At 46.9% G+C, this 18,867-nt stretch carries 12 protein-coding genes; 6 read left to right on the plus strand and 6 right to left on the minus strand.

From position 1 onward, the window contains the following. Positions 1 to 4 precede the first annotated feature (4 nt). Together KI659_RS06060 and KI659_RS06065 are read right to left on the minus strand one after the other, a co-directional pair. A complete protein-coding gene (locus KI659_RS06060) occupies positions 5 to 1,138 on the minus strand; it encodes an amidohydrolase (RefSeq protein ID WP_213944463.1) in 1,134 nt (377 codons plus the stop codon). 15 nt (positions 1,139 to 1,153) lie between these two features. After that, complete coding sequence (locus KI659_RS06065; protein WP_213944464.1) at positions 1,154 to 1,867, minus strand: peptidoglycan DD-metalloendopeptidase family protein; 714 nt, start codon at positions 1,865 to 1,867, stop codon at positions 1,154 to 1,156. Between the two features lie 79 nt (positions 1,868 to 1,946). On the opposite strand from KI659_RS06065, the gene KI659_RS06070 reads away from it, so the two are divergent. Next, positions 1,947 to 2,891, plus strand: a complete 945-nt coding sequence (locus KI659_RS06070; protein ID WP_213944465.1) for a pyridoxal-phosphate dependent enzyme — start codon at positions 1,947 to 1,949, stop codon at positions 2,889 to 2,891. A 371-nt stretch (positions 2,892 to 3,262) separates the two neighbouring features. Here the strand turns inward: KI659_RS06070 and KI659_RS06075 are convergent, their stop codons facing one another. Both KI659_RS06075 and KI659_RS06080 read right to left on the minus strand, forming a co-directional pair. After that, positions 3,263 to 4,384 (minus strand): DmpA family aminopeptidase, encoded by a 1,122-nt coding sequence (locus tag KI659_RS06075; protein WP_213944466.1) that lies wholly within the window; start codon positions 4,382 to 4,384, stop codon positions 3,263 to 3,265. Beyond that, positions 4,385 to 5,821 (minus strand): aldehyde dehydrogenase family protein, encoded by a 1,437-nt coding sequence (locus tag KI659_RS06080; protein WP_213944467.1) that lies wholly within the window; start codon positions 5,819 to 5,821, stop codon positions 4,385 to 4,387. Positions 5,822 to 6,505: 684 nt separating this feature from the next. Here KI659_RS06080 and KI659_RS06085 point away from each other — a divergent pair. From KI659_RS06085 to KI659_RS06095, 3 genes are read left to right on the plus strand one after another with little or no spacing between them, the layout of a single operon-like run. Further along, on the plus strand, positions 6,506 to 10,342 hold the full coding sequence (locus tag KI659_RS06085) for a DUF7507 domain-containing protein (RefSeq protein WP_213944468.1): 3,837 nt from the start codon (positions 6,506 to 6,508) through the stop codon (positions 10,340 to 10,342). Beyond that, positions 10,326 to 11,303 carry a PorP/SprF family type IX secretion system membrane protein gene (locus KI659_RS06090; protein ID WP_213944469.1) on the plus strand — a complete coding sequence of 326 codons (978 nt, stop codon included), beginning with the start codon at positions 10,326 to 10,328 and terminating at the stop codon, positions 11,301 to 11,303. The genes KI659_RS06085 and KI659_RS06090 overlap by 17 nt, the downstream gene beginning before the upstream one ends. Positions 11,304 to 11,305: 2 nt before the next feature. Continuing rightward, on the plus strand, positions 11,306 to 13,693 hold the full coding sequence (locus tag KI659_RS06095; protein WP_213944470.1) for an OmpA family protein: 2,388 nt from the start codon (positions 11,306 to 11,308) through the stop codon (positions 13,691 to 13,693). Positions 13,694 to 13,860: 167 nt separating this feature from the next. Here KI659_RS06095 and KI659_RS06100 read toward each other — a convergent pair whose 3' ends face one another. Continuing rightward, a complete protein-coding gene (locus KI659_RS06100; protein ID WP_213944471.1) occupies positions 13,861 to 15,144 on the minus strand; it encodes a peptidoglycan DD-metalloendopeptidase family protein in 1,284 nt (427 codons plus the stop codon). A gap of 565 nt (positions 15,145 to 15,709) precedes the next feature. Between KI659_RS06100 and aspS the strand changes: the two genes are divergently transcribed. Together aspS and KI659_RS06110 are read left to right on the plus strand one after the other, a co-directional pair. Further along, positions 15,710 to 17,467, plus strand: coding sequence for an aspartate--tRNA ligase (gene aspS, locus KI659_RS06105; protein ID WP_213944472.1), 1,758 nt, complete (start codon positions 15,710 to 15,712; stop codon positions 17,465 to 17,467). A 171-nt stretch (positions 17,468 to 17,638) separates the two neighbouring features. Beyond that, positions 17,639 to 17,836 (plus strand): hypothetical protein, encoded by a 198-nt coding sequence (locus KI659_RS06110; protein WP_213944473.1) that lies wholly within the window; start codon positions 17,639 to 17,641, stop codon positions 17,834 to 17,836. A 342-nt stretch (positions 17,837 to 18,178) separates the two neighbouring features. Here the strand turns inward: KI659_RS06110 and KI659_RS06115 are convergent, their stop codons facing one another. Further along, positions 18,179 to 18,835, minus strand: a complete 657-nt coding sequence (locus tag KI659_RS06115; RefSeq protein WP_317195929.1) for a lysoplasmalogenase — start codon at positions 18,833 to 18,835, stop codon at positions 18,179 to 18,181. Positions 18,836 to 18,867 lie beyond the last annotated feature (32 nt).

Genomic DNA, 18,867 nt, shown 5'->3' on the forward strand with positions numbered 1-18,867 from the left:
AGTATCAATAATGAAGTTCTTTTAGGGTTTCGACAAAAATATCCACCCCTGTACCGATGATTTCATCCGGAAAATCATAGGTGGGCTCGTGGAGTTGGGGCTGTTTTTTTCCTGCCCCCAATCCAAAAAGGGCTGTTTGGGTGGCTTGGGAAAAATGGCCGAAATCTTCCGACCAGCGGAAGGGGATCCGGATGTTTTTGGTCTTTAAACCGAGCCGTTTGGCTGCGTCCTTAACCAGCTTGTGCGCCTCGGGGCTGTTTTCGGTCGCGGCAAAAGATTCGGTATAGCTGATCTCTATTTGCAACTTGTTTTCCTCGGCGACTTTTTTGGCCAATGCTTCGGCGTACCCGGTCAATGCTGCCAGGGTGTCATTGTCGAAGCTCCGCAGCGTGGCCATGACGGTTGCCTTTCCAGGGGACGTGCCAAAAGCCCTTTTGCCCAGTTGGGCATGCACTACCGTGATGAGGGCAAAGTCTTTCATGCTCTCGGGTAGCAAGGGCAAGCCGACCATCAAGGTGCTCATGGCCACCGCAGGGCTGAGGCCGTCTTCTGGGTGTCCTGCATGAGAGGTTTTGCCTGTAAGTTGGATGATCATGCCCGTTGACGCTGCGGCAAACGGGCCTTTTTTGATGACTACCTGCTTTTCGGGATAGCCTGGCAGGTTATGGAGGGCAAAGGCATAATCGGGCTGGATTTCCTTATACTTCTTATCCTTAATCACACGCTCTGCTCCTTCACCCGTCTCCTCAGCCGGCTGAAATAACAAAACGACATTGCCCTTCAACGGACGGTTTGCCGAAAGATGCTTACCCATTCCGGCCACGATAGCCATATGGCCATCGTGGCCGCAAGAATGGGAAATACCCTGGTTTGTGGAGGCATGCTTGGCCTCACTTAGGTCAGCAATAGGAAGACCGTCAAGCTCACATCGGATCATGGTGGTAGGGCCGTCTTCTTGCCCCTCAAACTTAAAAGCTACCCCGTGCCCGCCTAATTTGTCGTAGACTTTGTCGGGTTTGAGCGGTTCAAAAAAATCCTTCACCATTATAGCAGTCTCTTTTTCCTCATTGGAAAGTTCGGGGTGCTGGTGAAGTTTTTGTCTAAAATCGGTCAGGCTTTCAAGTTCTTTTTGGGTCATGCGAGATGTGGTTTTTTAAATTACAACACCCTGGGTCGGTTTCTGTTTGCCAGCTTCCTGCTGCACCTCAAAGCAGAGAATCATGTCAGGATCAAGGCAGATGGTGCGGTAGTGCTCGGTGTCCACTTCTGCACTTACCCCCGGGAAGTCCCCATCAAAGTCCAGCATGTCGGTCATGATCTGGAAATGAAGGTGGGGCGGCCAATTGCCGTTTTCCTCCTGAATGCCTAGGTGGCAGAGAAGTTGGCCTTTTTTGATTTTCAACCCCCTGTGAAGTGGGTTAAGGTCTCTTAATTTGAGGTGTCCATATAGGGTGAAGAAGGTTTGGCCCTCCAATTCGTGCTGAAGGATGATGGTGGGGCCGTAGTTGCCATAGCCGGCGTTGTCGCGGAAGCTGTGCACCACGCCATCAAAGGGCGCATACACCGGGGTGCAGGCCTCTGCCCATATATCTACTCCCAAATGAATGTTGCGGAAAGCATCATTCTGGGCAAAAACATCGGAACGCCGGTAAATGTCCCGCTTCTCCATATAGCCCCCTAAGCCGTACTTTTTGCCGTTGAGCTGTCTTTTTATAAACTTATCAAAATCACTTGTGTCCTGTAGGTTGACCCCTTCCAAGCCTTTGTTATTGGCCGTGAGGTCCAGTAGTTCCGTGTTGTCTTTGTTCAGGGCCTCCCCCATCAAAGGGTGGGCTTGCTGGCGCTTAAAAAACTCTTTGTAATCCATAGAAATAGTCATTTTACCCTTTCAATATAAGCAATGTGGTTCGAAAATGTTAATTTGCCGCAAATAAGTAAGCCGAACCATGCCGACCTTCTCACTGCCAAGTTTAGAAAATATCCGTGAAGCACACACTGCCATCCAGCCATTCATCCACCGCACACCGGTGATGTCTTCTTCTGCGATTAATATAATGGCGGGTTGCAGTATTTTCTTCAAATGTGAGAACCTCCAAAAGGTAGGGGCCTTCAAAGCAAGAGGCGCTGCAAATGCCGTGCGAAAACTTTCGGATTCACAAAAATTGAAGGGAGTGGCCACCCACAGTAGCGGCAACCATGCTGCCGCATTGGCCAGGGCGGCGCAGGTGGCGGGGATACCCGCCTACATCGTGATGCCCAAAACTGCCCCCGAGATCAAAAAGGCGGCCGTTGCTTCTTATGGGGGTGAAATTATTGAATGTGAGCCTACCCAGCAGGCCAGGGAAGAAATGTTGGGAAAGGTGGTGGAAAAAACCGGAGCGACCTTTATCCATCCTTATGACTTTATGGACGTCATCGAGGGGCAAGCCACTGCTGCCTTGGAATTGATCGAAGATGTGGAGGGGCTGGATGTGATCATTACGCCTGTAGGTGGTGGAGGCCTTTTGGCGGGGACCCTTCTTACGGCCGGATATATGAACCCCAGCCTTGAAGTATATGCCGGCGAACCCCAAGGTGCCGATGATGCTTTTCGTTCCCTTCAAACCGGGGAGCGACAACCCAGTTTGAAACCCAATACCATTGCTGATGGATTGCTTACCTCATTGGGAGAGATAAATTTTGCGATTATCCAAGGTAGAATTAAGGAGATAATTACCGTTTCGGATGAAGAAATCAAGGCTGCCATGAAGCTGATTTTGGAAAGGATGAAAATAGTGATTGAGCCTTCCAGTGCAGTGCCTCTGGCTGCCATTTTAAAGGAAAAGGAGACTTTTGCAGGGAAAAATGTTGGGGTTATCCTTACAGGAGGAAATGTTGATTTAGGAATTTGAAAAGCAGTCAGGCGCAAAAGAATACAGCTTCAGAGTGACCATAAAAAAACACAGATTTCACAAAGGGATTTGGATAAAAAATAAGCTAAGCGCTAGGTGCTTTGCGCTTCACTTTTCGGTCGTTATGAGAAACCTTTTAGAGACCTTACAGGGAATTTATAGGGACAATATAGGGACCTTATAGGGATATTGAGTTAGGGGTGAGTTAGGTCTTCGCTCATAACCGGTAAACCCAAATATAGAGCTTGTCCATACTTACTCCATACCTGATCCGTACCATGTTTACTGGGAATATGGATAGAAGAAGAGTAAGACCCGCCCCGAGTTAGGCTGGCTTCGGTCTCTCATCCCAATAAGGGTGCGAAATGAAACTACCTTCCCTTCTTTTCTTTCAGCTTGATGGCTTCATTGATTGGCAAAGCCTTCACTTCATGCCCATCTCGCCCTTTCATATCCTCGGCCGCAAAAAGGGAGTTGATGATCGCTTCCTCAGTGGCCTCAATAGCAGCCAGGAATAGGGCGCTCATGTCGTCGTTTCGTAAAGTGGAGGTTGGGGATAGGGTGAGGGGTTTTTCACTGTGAGAAATGCGCAGTTCCTTGGCAGTGGAAAAGGCAATCACATAATCTCCCGAACCGTTGGAGGCAATCCCGCCGGTTTTGGCCAGTCCCATCATCCCGCGCTTGGCAATTCTTTCCAGGTTCCTTTCCCCAACCGGGGCATCGGTAGCTATTACAATCATTATTGACCCGTCGGCAGATTCCAGCTGGTTTTTGAAAGAATATTGTTCAAGATGTTTACCTACCGGCAGCCCGTCCACGGTAAGGACCCCACCAAAATTGCTTTGGACCAATACGCCAACCGTATAGCCACCCAGATTTTCTGGAAGCTTCCGTGAAGCTGTCCCAATTCCCCCTTTAAAACCAAAAGCCACAGTGCCAGTCCCGGCACCCACATTTCCTTCCTCCACCTCGCCTCCTTTTGCATCCTCGATTGCCTGAAGCACATGGCTGGGCTTGACGGCTCTTTTCCTGATGGCATTTAGGTACCCATCATTGGTTTCCCCTACTACCGCATTCACGGAATAGACGTTGCTGTTTTCCTCAAAGGAAAAAGTATAGTCAACCACACCTTCAATGCCAGCCGCCACGCTTAGGGTGTTGGTTAAAATAATGGGGCCTTCCAGGTTGCCCAGCTCCTTGACTTGGCTATAACCCACCAATTTTCCGAAGCCGTTGCCAAGATATATGGCAGCCGGAATCTTATTTTGGAAGATATTTTCATCGTGGGGAAGAATGGCCGTGACGCCTGTCCGGATATCATCGTCTTCCGCCAGGGTGATGTGACCCACTTTCACGCCTTCCACATCCGTGATGGCATTGAGTGGACCAGGAGACATCACCCCAAATTCAAAACCGAAATCCCTTGCCCTTTGCTGGGCATTTGCATTTTCCATAACCAATAGAGCGGCTAGGGCGAAAAAAGCTTTCTTCATTTAGCCAAATATCTTCAGAAACAGTTTGGAAATTCTCTTTTCGGCAAAGCCATAGGGAGGATAGAACATTTTGGCAGGCGTCATCCCAACGCGCTGTTTGAGCACGGCTTTTTCATTGCTGAAGGCCTTAAAGCCAAAGTGGCCATGGGCTTTTCCTATCCCGCTCTCATTCACCCCGCCAAAAGGCAAATCGGGCGACATGTAGTGGACGATACAATCGTTGATGCAAACACCGCCTGAGGAAGTGTTGCTCAATACAAAGTCGATCACAAACTGTTCGTCGGAGAAAATGTAAAGGGCAAGTGGTTTTGGCTTGCTGTTGATGGTATGGACGATATCCTCGATGTCGGTGTAGGTCACTACTGGGAGAATTGGCCCAAAAATCTCCTCGTGCATGATATCCATGGCTTCCGTCACCTGGGTGAGGATGGTTGGTTCCAGGTAGTTTACTTCTTCATCGGTATCTCCGCCAAAGAAAATGGAAGCCCCTTTTAATCGAGCATCACTTAGCAACCTGGAGAGTTGCTTGTGGTGCCTTTCGTTGATGATGCGTGCGTAATCCTTGCTTTTTGCGATAGCCTTGCCCTTTGAACCATACATTTTATGGATCTGGTTTTTGACTTCTGCCAAAAACGGATCCACGATGCTGGAGTGCACCATCAAATAATCAGGCGCTATGCAAGTTTGGCCGGCATTCATGAATTTCGCCCATACTATCTTTTGGGCGGCATCTTCCAGGTTGGCGTTTTTATCAATAATTACCGGACTCTTTCCTCCCAGTTCTAGAGTAACTGAGCTCAGGTTTTCAGCTGCAGCTTTCATGACTATCCGGCCTACTTTTGGGCTACCGGTGAAAAATATATGGTCAAAGGGTTTTTCCAAAAGCATGGTGGCCACTTCCACCTCCCCTTCAAACAACGCCACGTCATCTCTGGAAAAAACTTCCATTACCATTCTTCTCAGCAAGGCACTGGTGTGAGGCGAGCTTTCCGAAGGCTTCATGATAGCGGTGCATCCCGCCGCAATGGCCGATACCAGCGGGGTAACTGCCAGCTGAAAGGGGAAATTCCAAGGGGAAATTATAAGCGAGGTGCCTTTTGGCTCATATTGGATATAGGCAGAACTGCCGGTAAGGGTGATCGGGTTTTTGACCTTTTTGGGCTGCATCCATTTGCTGAGGTTTTTTAAGGCCAGGTTGATTTCTGACAATACCAGGTAAGTCTCCGTCAAATCCACCTCGGTGGCCGGCTTTTTAAAATCTGCATAAAGAGCTTTTCGGATCTCCGCCTTGTTCTTTTTGATCCACTCCCGCAGTTTGGAAAGTTTGCGAGCACGCTCCTCTTTGGTGCTCAGCCTGAGCTTGAGGGCATGCTGCTTATGTAATTCAAAAGTTTCGTTTATCTCTTCTTGCAACTTTGATAAGTTTCTGTTTTCCATGAGTCAGTGGTTTGTTTTCAATTTAGTCAAAATAGGCCAATAACAAAAATGGGGATGCCAAATGGTTTTAAGTCGTTAAAACCCTTTATAGGGGTATTTCGTTTTAAAATTAGGACAGAAATTAAATAAATAAGGTTATGGTGTGGAGTTTAGAGAAGCTAAATCTGCAATCAAGACTGTTGGAAACCTATAAACGTGAGGTTTTAGAAAAGTACATCAGCCGCTTGGTGAAAGATAAAAAGGCTAAAAACAAGTAAAAAACAATTGAAAAGCAGGTGAAGCCACCTGCTTTTTTTATGCCTCTAGATGCCTTTCATCACATTTTTTGGCGGTTAAATTTATTTTATAGAAAATAATCACCTAGATAAATGACATTTTTTGCATTTTAATTTATATATTGGTCACAAGGATTTAACGATAGTTTCTGTCTCAATAATCCCATAATGAGTGATGAAACATAGTTTCGGGTACTTTTTTAGTTTTTAAAAAGGTTTTTTTGATTGCTTGATGTAAGATTCACGGATAAACTTTTTACCTATGAAAAGAATCTTTACTTAGTTCCCGGTACTGCCGCAGCCAATTCGGCAGGTTTTGATTTTAGATAGTAAGAACGGGTTTTACCTTCTTCAATTTTAAGGATTCCGGTCTCCTTGACCGACTTTTTATTAGCGTTACTATTTGATTATGAATACTTTCTGTAGTACCCCAAGGGTGATTTTCGCTTGGTTGCTGCTGGTCTTTATGATAGCAGGCCTTGCCCCCGCTCAGGCACAGGTTCAGGTGCCTTTTTCTCCCCGCACAGCCGCTGCGAGCCCGGAGAAAACCATCTATAGCATCAAAGGTGATTTTACCATGATTGGAAACACCAACCTCCAAACCGAGGACCCCGATGCTACCACTAACAACACCTCCATGGTATATGTCGATATAGACGGTGATCCCACTACCCTCAATTCCTCCTCGGCCACCCTGTTGTTTTCTCAGGAAAACGGTGCTGACCCTAGTTGCTCGGAAGTGGTGTATGCCGGCCTTTATTGGACGGGTCGGGCCTCAGCAGGTCCGGAAAGCCCCATTTCTTTTGAAGTGAGCAAAGACGGGCTTACCAAGACCTTGAATAAAAGACAGGTTTTGTTTAAGCATGCCAACGGAAGCTACCAGACCATTACGGCTGCGCCAAACAACATTTATTTTCCAGAAACCTCCGAAAGCCTGATGTATTCAGCCTATGCTGAAGTCACTGATCTGGTTAAGGAGCATGGCGGTGGAGAGTACTTTGTTGCCGACATGGCTCTTAATGAAGGCTCCGACGAGCAAGTGGGCTTTTACGGAGGCTGGGGTCTGGTAGTGGTGTACCAAAACTCCAAAATGAACTGGCGGGATGTAACCGTGTTTGATGGGCATGCCTACGTGACCGGGAGCCAGGTGCTGGAATATCAGATTCCGATTGAAGGTTTCCAAACCGCGCAAAACGGTGAAGTCAACATCAAGTTAGGCGTGATGGCCGGTGAAGGCGATATGGACCTTGATGGCAACTATTTGGAAATCGAAAATGGCCTAAACTCGGGTGAATTTATCCGTCTGAGTCATGAGGGAAATAGTCCTGACAACTTCTTCAATTCCTCCATTTTTACAGGAGGCAATCCCCGTAATCCGTTCCTAAAGCATAATGCCGGGATGGATATTTCCATGTTTGAAATTCCCAATGAGAACAATGAGGTGATCGGAAATAGCCAAACCTCAACCTTGTTCCGATATGGATCTGTGCGTGACCGTTACATTATTTTCAACCTTACGTTTTCGGTGGATGCCTATGTGCCCGAAGTTGTGGGGATTAATAAGGTGAGTCGGATCAATGGGCAGGAAGTGACCGAGGAAAATGCCGAAGTGGAGCCAGGGGAAGAGATTGAATTCACCATTGAACTCTTTAATAAAGGCACCGAGCCTATTGAGGATGCCCAAATTGTAATTCCCCTGCCTTTCACAGCCACCCAAGCGACTGTGGAGGAGCAGTTATTCTTTAGCGGACACAATTCTTCAGGCGCTACCTATGAGCCGACCATGGGACCCAATGGTTCGATCGTTTGGAAAGTTGGAGACCTTCCCATGCCGTCCAGTATCGGTGAGGCCAGCGATTTTGTACTGGCTAGGCTCAGCTATACCGTCAAAGCCACAGAGGATTGTTTCATACTTACTAATGAAGAATGTAACCCCTCCATATCTATAGAGGGCGCCATTTCGGGGACAGGTAAGGTTTCCGGAACACCGTTTAAGGAAATATCCCTGATCCAGGGCTACCAGGATGGTGGAGAATGCAAGGGTGAGATGGTGACTGGGCCTGTGGTCGTATGGGTCAACACTGAAAACTTTGATGCAACCCAATGCAAGGATTACTCCCAGAACAGGGTGTTTGAGTTCTGCTTGGCTGAAGGGGAAGAGATTCCTTTCGACCTGATCAAAGACGCTTTCCCGGCAGGAATCAGGTTTTACAAGGAGATTCCAGGTCTTAATGTGGAGTTGATGGAATTTGATGCCAATAATCCTTTCCCTACCGAATCGGATACATACTATGCCCTGCCTGTGGGAATGGACCATGAGGTGTGTGCCTTTGCCTTTGAAATCAAGGTCAATGAAGTGGCGCCTCCCAAGGTGAAAAACAGGGTGGTCGACATCGATTTTGGCACCACCACTTACATCGTAGAGGCTTCTCCAAATCATACCCTGGTGTGGTATGACTTCAGGGGCAATAAGCTGGACGAGGAGCCAGTGGTGCAACTCTGGTTCCCAGGTGTCCATACGGCCTATGTAAGCCAGGTAAATGAAGCTGGGTGTGAAAGTGAAAAGGTGCCAGTGGTGGTCAAAGTATTAGCTGGCTTTGCCCTTTCCCTGACCAAGGTAGCCGACCGAGCGGTTTTCAGCGAAGCGGGTCAGGAGATCAATTATGTGATTGAGATTGACAACGACGGTGACTTTGCTGCAAACAATGTCAAGGTGGAAGATCCCCTTACGGGACTAGAGACCATCGTGGCCGAGGTTCCTCCTTTCAGCAAATACCATGTTTATACCTCCTACACGGTAACTGCGGCCGATGTTGAAGCCGGAAAGGTGAGAAATACGGCCTTTGCTGTTACCGTGGATGCCGGTGGGGTGGAATTTGCCTTGGAAGCCAGCGCCTTGGTAACCTACAGGGCGGGTGAGGGCCCTCCTCCGGGCGACAACCCAACCATCATAGCTAATGATGATCATTTCGGTGATTTTGAGGCCAAGGTTGGAGGGCTTTTGGGAAATATTCTGGACAATGATCTCCTAAATGGCCAGAAAGTGAAACCTGAGCAAATTGACTTCATTTTCACGGATTTGGACGGCCTGCTTGGCTTGATCATCGGGGAAGATGGTAAGTTGAGGTTGATGGGTGGCGTGGCTGAGGCGAGAGCGTATACTTTGGAGTATGAACTTTGGGAACTAGGCAATCCTCAAAATCGGGATAAGGCCATTGTTACCTTCCAACTGCTTTCAGGTGATCCTGAAGTTGATTTCACTAAATCAGTGGACCGCACCGAAGTGATGGTAGGCGATATGGTCACCTACACCATTTCCCTGACCAATAATGGGAATCAGACTTTGGAGAATATCCGGATAGAGGATTTCCTTCCCGAAGAATTGATGTATATCTCTTCAAATTTTGACAGGGAAGATGATGATTCCCTGGTGTTTATCATAGCCCAACTTCCTGCCGGTGAAACAGTGGAGCTGGTGATCGAAGCAATGGCCACTGCCGAAGGGGAAGTGGTAAACAAAGCGCAGCTCACTATTGGGGATTTTGAGAAAGAAGCAGAATCCGAATCCGTGATCGTCAAAAACGCCCAAGTTGACCTGGCGATTTCCAAAACTTCCTTCAATCGGGATATTGTAGAGGGGGATGCCTTTGAGTATGAAATTGAGGTGATTAATATCGGATCTGAAACAGCCCATGCGGTAATAATCACAGACCGGCTACCTTCAAAAGTAACCTATCTGGGCTATAGCTTTGAGGCAGATTTTGATGCCGAGATCAGCGTTCAGGTCAGTGGTCAGCAGGTTCAATGGCAGGTGGAGCGCTTCCCCGCCGGTGGTACTTTGACACTAACCCTGGAGGTGAAGGCCAACAATAAAGGCACTATTATCAACGAGGTGGAGGTGAGCTCCAGGGAGGAAGATGTAGACCTGTCCAATAACAAAGCTAGGGATGAAAATGAAATTAAAGAGGTGTTTTTCCCCAATGTGATCACCCCTGGAGGGGATGGGAAAAATGATTTCTTTGTCATCAAGGGGCTGGACAAATTCGTCCAAAACGACCTGACCATTTTCAACCGCTACGGGGATCATATCTATGAAGCCACCAATTACCAAAACAACTGGGGGGCTCCGGGACTGAATTCGGGTACCTATTACTATGTGATGAAATCCACCGATAGTAATGGTCAGCAGACAATTTTTAAGGGTTGGATACAAGTAATCAAAGACGGAAATGGAAAAGATTTTTAGAATAATAGCAGTATTTGGTTTGCTGGGGCTGATTTTTTCCCAGCAGACCCAAGGGCAACAGTTGCCCCAGTTTAGCCAATATATTTTCAATGGGCTCCATATCAATCCGGGATACGCCGGCTATAAGGGTGAGCCCTATGTTCAGAGTACTTACAGAAGTCAATGGATGGACTTCCCCGGGGCACCACGTACGTTTACGGTGACAGCAGATCTCAGTGCCAATGAGGGCAGGATGGGTTTTGGGGCATCAATTTTATCTGACAGGCTTGGGCCTTCTCAAACCTCTGGGGCCTTGCTCACCTACGCTTACCGGTTACAAACCGGATATGATTCCTTTTTAGGGTTTGGGGTAAGTGCCGGGGTGACCGAGTACGTGATTGACGGATCTATATTTAACCCCAATGACCATGGGGATATCCATGTTCCGGAGGGCAGAAACAACATGTTTGCTCCCAATATGAATGCTGGGGTGTTTTGGCACAATTCAAAATACTATGCGGGCTTGAGCGCCTTTAATTTGGTGGGCAGACAGGCTTTGGAAAGGGAGGATTTGGCACTTGCCTATCACAACTTCCATTTTTACTTCACGGCCGGGGCACTTTTTCCGGTATCTGAACAAGTGCAGTTTAAGCCTTCCTTTTTGATAAAAGAAGAAACCGGCGGGGCCCCTACCAGCTACGATTTGAATGGGATGTTTCTTTTCATGGAGAGGCTGTGGCTGGGGGCCAGTTATCGGTCCAACCTGGATTTGGGCTCTGAACAGTTGCAGGCCAATCTCAACCGTAGAAATGCGGTAGCCTTTATCGTGGAGTTTTTTGCCCTGAGCAACCTTAGGTTAGGTTACGCTTACGACCACAATACCAACGTGCTGAACAACTACCGGAACAACTCCCACGAGTTGTCTGTGGGCTATTATGTCACTCCGCGCAATGTCCGAATGAAGAATCCTAGATGGTTTTGATTATGAAGAAGTTATTGTTGATTATCGTCTTTTTTGCCATGGGGGTGCAGGTGTTTGCCCAAAACTCCATGCTTAGATATGCCGACAGGCAGTTTGAAGAGTTGAATTACCGGGAAGCGGCCAAGGTTTACAGTGAGGCCTACCAAAAGAAGGCCAGGTACCGAACCGCCCAGCGAGCTGCCCAGTCATTTGAGCAGATGCGGGATTATGGGCTTGCCTATAAGTGGAGGCAAATCGCAGCCGGACATCCAGAGGCCAGTACAGAGGATTGGAAAGCCTACGCCATGGCTGCACAGCGGGCCGGGGAAATGGACAGGTATTTTGAACTCAAAAAAGAGCTTGAGGCAAAAAATGTGACCCTGGTCTCCTGGGTAAACCAAAACCCCAACCGCTTGGTAGAGGCCAAGCCTATGGATACGCTGAATACCGGATTTGCAGATTTTGGATGGGCAGAGGATTACCGGGGCAATATTTATATCACCTCTGACAGGGGTGAAATCGGGAAGGGCAAGAAACCCGTCCGGATAGATGGGCGAAATAGGTTTAGTCGGGATGCCTATGGCTGGACTGGAAGGGACTTTCTAACGGTCTATAGAGTTGACCAGAATTTTCAGGTCTCTGAGGTTCAGTCCCCCGTGCCTGATACGTACCATTTTTCTGATCCTTTTTTCCTAAAAAAAGAGCCAATCGTGTTTTACACGGTCACCAGGGAGGTAAAAGGGGTTAAGAAAAGGGAATACGATATCAATCCCGAGCTTTATTTTAGCCGAATCGACAGCAAAGGTGAAATGGTGGGCTATGAGGCCTTTCCGTACAATTCATTTTTGGAGCATGCCATCATCACTCCATTTGTGGATGAGGAAAGCAAGAGGCTTTATTTTGCCTCCGACATGAATGGTGGACATGGAGGCCTGGATCTTTACTATGTGGAATATGATGAAGACCTCAAATTTGGAGAACCCATCAACTTGGACCCTGCTATCAATACTGCTGAGAATGAGCGAAACCCCTTTGTAAAGGATGGACATTTGTATTTTAGTTCTGAGGGTCATGAGGGGCTTGGGGGGCTGGATATTTTCAAGGCAGTCATGCTGGAAGATGGATATGCTGAGGTCGAAAACCTTGGCCTGCCCTATAATTCTCCCCAGGATGATTATGCATATTTCCATAAGGAGAAAGGCAAAGCCTATTTTTCATCCGACCGCTTGGGTGGTAAGGGGCTTGATGATATTTATAAGGTGGAGGAAATGTATAAGCGCTTTCTGGCGAATTTATTGGATTGCGATGGGAATGAGGTGGAGGAAGAGTTTTTCTTCGCCCTGCAGGATAGAAAGCTGAAGTCGGATATACGTACTGACCGTAACCGGATGGCAAAATTCACCGCCGAGCTCAATCATGATTCAGATTACCTGGTTAAAATCCACCGTGAGGGTTATTTTTCTAAAATTGACAGCACGATATCCACCAAGGATATTGAGGATGAAATATTGGAAAGGTTTTACACCATGATACGCATACCATACAGGATGCCGGTTTTTGTGGACCTGATCTATTATGATTTGGATAAATCTGAGATCAGAAGCGAGGCCAAGCCTGCCTTGGATAAGCTGGCTGAGATGATGAAGGAAAATGACTTTTTGGATTTGCAGGTTAATTCCCACACCGACGTGAGGGCATCAGAGGCATACAACGAGAAGCTTAGCCAAAAAAGAGCCGAGTCGGTGGTGGATTACCTGGTAGAGAAAGGCGTTTCGAAAAGCCGGATCACACCGGAGTGGCATGGGAAGAAAAAGCCTGTTAGGGATTGCGGTGAGGGTCAGCCTTGTTCGGAAACTGATCATCAGCTAAATAGGAGGAGTGAGCTCGTGCTGAGGGCTTTCCCTGAAAGTGGCAAAGATTACGATTTTCCCATTGATCTAGCCGCTGCCGACTGCGATGAAAAGACCCTATTGGCAGCCATTCAGGATAGGCTGCAGGAAAATGGGTTGCTGGCCCTTCCCCGGGTTTACTTTGACTTTGATAAATATACCTTGAGGCTTCCTCATAAGATGGAACTGGAAAAACTTGCCTTATGGATGCAGCAACGTAGGGATTTCCAGTTGGATCTGCAGGGACATACGGATATCCGTGGATCGGAAGATTACAATAAGAGGCTTTCGGAGAGAAGGGCGCAAGTGGTGTTTGATTACCTCAAAGGGCGCGGAGTGGATGAAAACAGGATGGCCTTCCAATGGTTTGGCAAAACCCGTCCAGTCGTGGAGTGCAGCCAATGCACCGAAGAGCAGCACCAGGCAAATAGAAGAACTGAGGTAAGATTTTCATCTTCTGACTTGGCTCAAGAAGAACTCCCCAAGGAGAAAGCAACTGCTTTTACTGAAGCTAATAAGTAAACCGCCAAGCAAAAGGGACACAGAGTTCCACAGAGTTCTAAACAAAAGAGTTTCACCGAGTCTGCTTACCGGCAAAAGCAGGTTTTCTCCTCCACAGAGAATTTTAAAAAAAAGAAGGCGCAAAGTCCATAAAACTTTGCGCCTTCGTTTCTTTGTGGCTATTTCCTTTATTCCGCACTTGTCAGCAAAGGTTGCTCTTCACCTGCATATGGGATATTGGCCAGTTGGTCCAGTTTTTCCATAAGAAGCCTTTCGTAAGCCATGCGGTTGTCCTTGGCAATTGGAGCGGAAGGTGGGATTTTTTCTTTCAACCAGTCTTCCTGCTTGCCGTTTTTCCAGAATCGGAAGCAAAGATGCGGTCCGGTAGCCAAGCCTGTGCTGCCCACATAGCCGATCACCTGTCCCTGCCTTACCCGAGTGCCTGCAGCCACAGCTCTTTTGGACATATGAAGGTATTGTGTGGTGTAGGTGCCGTTATGTTTGATTTTGATATAGTTGCCATTGGCACTGGTAAACTTGGATTCCACTACTGTTCCGTCGCCTACAGAGCGGATTTCTGTGCCAGTTGGAGCGGCATAATCCGTGCCTAAGTGCGGCTTGTATCTTTTCTGTACAGGGTGAAATCTCTTCAGGTTATACCTCGAACTGATTCGTGTATATTTTAAAGGGTCTCTCAAAAATGCTTTTTTCAAGCTGTTGCCCTCTTGGTCAAAATAGGCGATTTCCCCATTTTGCTCAAATGGAATGGCATGATAGGGAGTGCCCAAATGCTCAAAATACGCCACTTCGATATCCTCAACCCCAACAACGTGGTCATCTACCACTTTTTCGTTGTAAATTACTTTGAACTTGTCTCCTTTGTGAACCCTCTGGAAATCTACCGTCCAGCCATAAAGATCGGCAAACTGGTCAATCAGGTCAGGCGTTACGCCCTGCTCCACCATGTTGACATAAAGGGATTTGGTAATGGTGCCGGCCACTTCTCTTTTGCGAAGCTCCATAGGCTTGGCCTCTTTGTAGATATCTACGGAATCGAGTCTGAATACTACAAATTCTGCGGGATTAGGCTCATAAATGAAAAACTGCGCCTGTGCGGAATCTTTTGGAGTGAGTACGGTGTATTTTTTATTGAAAGCGATCTTTCTGACGTCAAAAATATCCTTGGATTTCTTGGCCAGCTCATCGATGATTTGATAAGGGACATTGAAAGGGGAAAGGATGGTGGAAAGGGTTTGGTTCTTCCCTACAAGGCCCTCGGTGATATCCAGGTCGTTGATAGTGATCCCATAGAGGATTTCCTCTATTTCTTCAATGATTTCATCTTCTAAATCAACCTCATTTTCAAGGTCTTGATGGGCAAGGAGCTCTTTGTCTTGCTTATTATATTTCAAATAGCTATACCCCGCCGCTACCAGTAGGACGAATCCTACAGTCATCCAAATTTTCTTCATGGCTACTTAATTAGAGCGTATCGTTTAGTACAAAATAAGTTCATAAAATGCTGAAAAACTAAGCGTTCGTCTTTATTTTTTTATATTTTTCTCAATAAATCTCAACTAAAAAAGATAACGCTGAGAGCCGGAAACAGGTATTTTTTCATTGAAAAGTCAAAAAGGTTATTTTAAATATACTAAAAAGGACTTGGTTAAAAAACTTTTATGGGTTTCAGTCTTGAGGTCGGATGCCAAATCTTCTTTGATTGGCGGGGTGGAAGACCGAAGTAGAAAATGGCCACAAAGGCCACAAAGTTTTCACGAAGTATCACAACTTGTCCCGAGTAGCCCTCCCGAGAGCCATCGGGACAATCGAGGGCGGATCGGGAAAGGCCACTTCGCGGAGAAAATTTTAAAAGCTTGAGAAAAAAGTGTCAAGTTAATTTGGGACGTGACACCGAAGACGGAAGACGGAAGACCGAAGAAAAAATATTCCAGTAAACAAATAATCATCTCCCAAAAACTGCAATCTGCTGGCAGAACCTTTATCTTTGCACCTTTGTGACCGAAACTATTGATAGTTATGCTAAGAACACATACCTGTGGAGAACTCCGCGCGGAAGATATAAATACAGAAGTGACGTTGGCCGGATGGGTGCAGCGTGTCAGAAACAAAGGTGGGCTGATCTGGGTGGACCTTCGGGACCGTTATGGGGTGACCCAGTTGATCTTGGAAGAAGGGAGCACGGATGAGGCCTTGCTGAAGAAAGCTGCTTCCCTTGGACGTGAATTTGTCATTCAGGTGGAGGGAACTGTCATAGAGAGGACTTCCAAGAACGATAAAATCCCGACCGGTGACATTGAGATCAAGGCGACTTCCCTTGAGGTGCTAAACCGCGCCAAGGTACCACCTTTTATTATTGAAGATGAAACGGACGGTGGTGAGGAATTGAGGATGAAATACCGATACCTGGACCTTCGCCGCAATGTGGTGCGCAACAAGCTTCAGCTCCGCCACCGCATGATGCAGGAAACCCGTAAATTTATGGACGGGCAGGACTTTATCGAGGTAGAAACGCCCGTGTTGATAAAGTCCACACCAGAGGGTGCAAGGGACTTTGTGGTACCTAGCAGGGTGAATCCGGGGGAGTTTTACGCTTTGCCGCAGTCCCCTCAGACCTTCAAGCAACTTTTGATGGTAAGTGGATTTGACCGCTATTTTCAGATTGTGAAATGCTTCAGGGATGAGGACTTGAGGGCAGACAGGCAGCCTGAATTTACCCAGATTGACTGCGAGATGTCATTTGTGGAGCAGGAGGATGTGCTCAATACTTTTGAAGGATTGGTACGCCACCTTTTCACCCAAGTGAAAGGGGTGGAACTTGGTGAAGTGGAGCGGATGACTTTCGCCGATGCCATGAAATATTATGGCAACGACAAACCTGATTTGAGGTTTGATATGAAGTTTGTGGAATTGAATGACGTGGCCCAAAACAAAGGCTTTGGCGTGTTTGATTCTGCTGAACTGGTATTGGGCATCTGCGCCAAAGGAGCCGGTGAGTATACCAGAAAGCAGCTGGATGAGTTGACCAATTGGGTGAAGCGACCACAAATCGGCGCCAAAGGTTTGATATATGTGAAGTGCAATGCGGATGGAAGCTTCAAATCCTCTGTGGATAAGTTTTTCAACCAGGATGACTTGAAGGCTTGGGCCGAAAAGTGCGGTGCCGAGGCGGGCGATTTGATTTTGGTATTGTCTGGAGACAAAAACACAGCAAGGAAGCAGATGTCAGAGCTCAGGCTCAAGATGGGTGAAGATCTGGGGCTACGTGACCGTGAAGTATTCAGGCCGCTGTGGGTGATGGATTTTCCATTGCTGGAGTGGGATGAGGAGACGGCAAGGTTTCATGCCATGCACCACCCTTTCACTTCGCCAAAAGCCGAAGATATCCCGCTTCTCGAAACGGACCCGGGAGCTGTACGTGCCAATGCCTATGATCTAGTGATCAATGGAGTAGAAATAGGTGGGGGTTCGATCAGAATCCACGACCGCGCAACACAACAATTGATGTTTAAGCACCTTGGTTTTACCGACGAGGAAGCACAAAAGCAGTTTGGATTCCTTATGGAGGCCTTTGAGTACGGTGCGCCGCCACATGGAGGCATTGCATTCGGTTTCGACAGGCTTTGTGCGATCTTTGGCGGCTCAGATTCCATCAGGGATTACATTGCCTTCCCTAAAAACAACTCAGGCCGCGACGTGATGATTGATTCGCCGAGCAGTATTGCTGAGGATCAGTTGAAGGAGTTGCATATCAAGCTGGAAAGCAAGGGGATTTAACCGCAGAGAATTTAAAGGAGCGCAAAGTTTTGAATCTTGATGCACAAAATACAAACCCGCGAGGCTAATGGCTTCGTGGGTTTTATTGTTAGAAAGGGGGTTGCAACTCTTGCGGGATATTTTTGGTTAAAATAGAACTTATAGCCATATTAATGGAATTAAAGAACCGCTATGAAAAAAGTTACTATTAATGTTCCGGATGATAAATATCTCTTTTTTTTAGAGCTAATTGAGAGCTTGGGGTTCGATCAAGAGGGAACAGAGATTCCTGAAGCCCATAATTCCCTGGTTAGAGAGAGGATTAAAAACTCTGAAGAGGACAAGCTGTTGACTTGGAAGGAGGGGAGAAAACAGCTTAAACTGAAATAAGGAGTTTACCGTATTTGTTGAGCCGCTTGCTCTCGGAGATATCCAAGAGGCATATGATTACTTTGAAGAGGTTCAAATAGATTTGGGGAATCGATTTTTAAGTAATTTAGATCACCATTTTTCAGCATTAGAAATTAATCCATATTATCAGGTTCGGTATGATAATGTTCACTGTGTTCCATTAAGTCAATTTCCCTACATGATCCATTTTACAATTGATGAAAATTATCGAAAGGTGATTGTTCGAGCGGTATTGATAGATCAAAGAATCCGGACAAGTGGGTTAAAAGAAACTCTTAAACCTTTAATCCTTTCGCGGCCGCGAAACATAAACTTATAAACCTACTCCGTAGGATGCGACACAATATGACTGCGGATCCCCATTACGATCAGCAGCTGAGCTAAAATATAGGTCCCCATCACCAGGGTGTCGCCATCCACCATGGGGTAGCCAAACATGTTGAGGGCCAAAATGCCGTCGGAAACCATGAAGAGCATGGCCCCGATGAAAACCTGCCAAAAGCTGGACGCATTGGTCCGGCCAAATCTTTCCCGAGCCAGGGAAGCCATCATCAGTATCACGATCAGGTAAACTACAACGGGGATTTTTAGATCATTGAGGTTGGGTTGGATCAGAAAATATATGATTGCCCCGGGGATGTAGATGGGGAGGTTGTAGAAAAAAAGCTTTACAAAATTGACTGTGTAGAAGCTAAACTGAAAATGCTGGGTCAGCTTGAAAGCAACAATGTAGCATAAATGGGCCATCAGAAAAGCCCCCAAGCCATATAGAAACAGATTTGGAAAAAGCAGGAAGATGTCGCCAGCCAAAGAAAACAGCAGGGCCGCACCCATGCTTTTGCGCAGCAGGCTGCCCTTGATCAGGGAAGTCTGCGTGATGAAATAGAAGTATAGAGAGAGTAAAAGCAGGGGTTTGCTCACATATCTATAAGTATCAGCACTGTTGGCGACGAATGCCAAATCTGCGATTCCTGCCATTAAATATACATATAACCAAACTATTCCTTTGC

It is taken from the genome of Litoribacter ruber (assembly GCF_018449405.1).
Taxonomy (GTDB): domain Bacteria; phylum Bacteroidota; class Bacteroidia; order Cytophagales; family Cyclobacteriaceae; genus Litoribacter; species Litoribacter ruber.

What these genes read in the sequence shown, in the direction of transcription:
- KI659_RS06060 (WP_213944463.1), bottom strand. Translation starts at nt 1,138, where the DNA reads ATGACCCAAAAAGAACTTGAAAGCCTGACCGATTTTAGACAAAAACTT.
- KI659_RS06065 (WP_213944464.1), bottom strand. Translation starts at nt 1,867, where the DNA reads ATGGATTACAAAGAGTTTTTTAAGCGCCAGCAAGCCCACCCTTTGATG.
- KI659_RS06070 (WP_213944465.1), top strand. Translation starts at nt 1,947, where the DNA reads ATGCCGACCTTCTCACTGCCAAGTTTAGAAAATATCCGTGAAGCACAC.
- KI659_RS06075 (WP_213944466.1), bottom strand. Translation starts at nt 4,384, where the DNA reads ATGAAGAAAGCTTTTTTCGCCCTAGCCGCTCTATTGGTTATGGAAAAT.
- KI659_RS06080 (WP_213944467.1), bottom strand. Translation starts at nt 5,821, where the DNA reads ATGGAAAACAGAAACTTATCAAAGTTGCAAGAAGAGATAAACGAAACT.
- KI659_RS06085 (WP_213944468.1), top strand. Translation starts at nt 6,506, where the DNA reads ATGAATACTTTCTGTAGTACCCCAAGGGTGATTTTCGCTTGGTTGCTG.
- KI659_RS06090 (WP_213944469.1), top strand. Translation starts at nt 10,326, where the DNA reads ATGGAAAAGATTTTTAGAATAATAGCAGTATTTGGTTTGCTGGGGCTG.
- KI659_RS06095 (WP_213944470.1), top strand. Translation starts at nt 11,306, where the DNA reads ATGAAGAAGTTATTGTTGATTATCGTCTTTTTTGCCATGGGGGTGCAG.
- KI659_RS06100 (WP_213944471.1), bottom strand. Translation starts at nt 15,144, where the DNA reads ATGAAGAAAATTTGGATGACTGTAGGATTCGTCCTACTGGTAGCGGCG.
- aspS (WP_213944472.1), top strand. Translation starts at nt 15,710, where the DNA reads ATGCTAAGAACACATACCTGTGGAGAACTCCGCGCGGAAGATATAAAT.
- KI659_RS06110 (WP_213944473.1), top strand. Translation starts at nt 17,639, where the DNA reads ATGAAAAAAGTTACTATTAATGTTCCGGATGATAAATATCTCTTTTTT.
- KI659_RS06115 (WP_317195929.1), bottom strand. Translation starts at nt 18,835, where the DNA reads ATGGCAGGAATCGCAGATTTGGCATTCGTCGCCAACAGTGCTGATACT.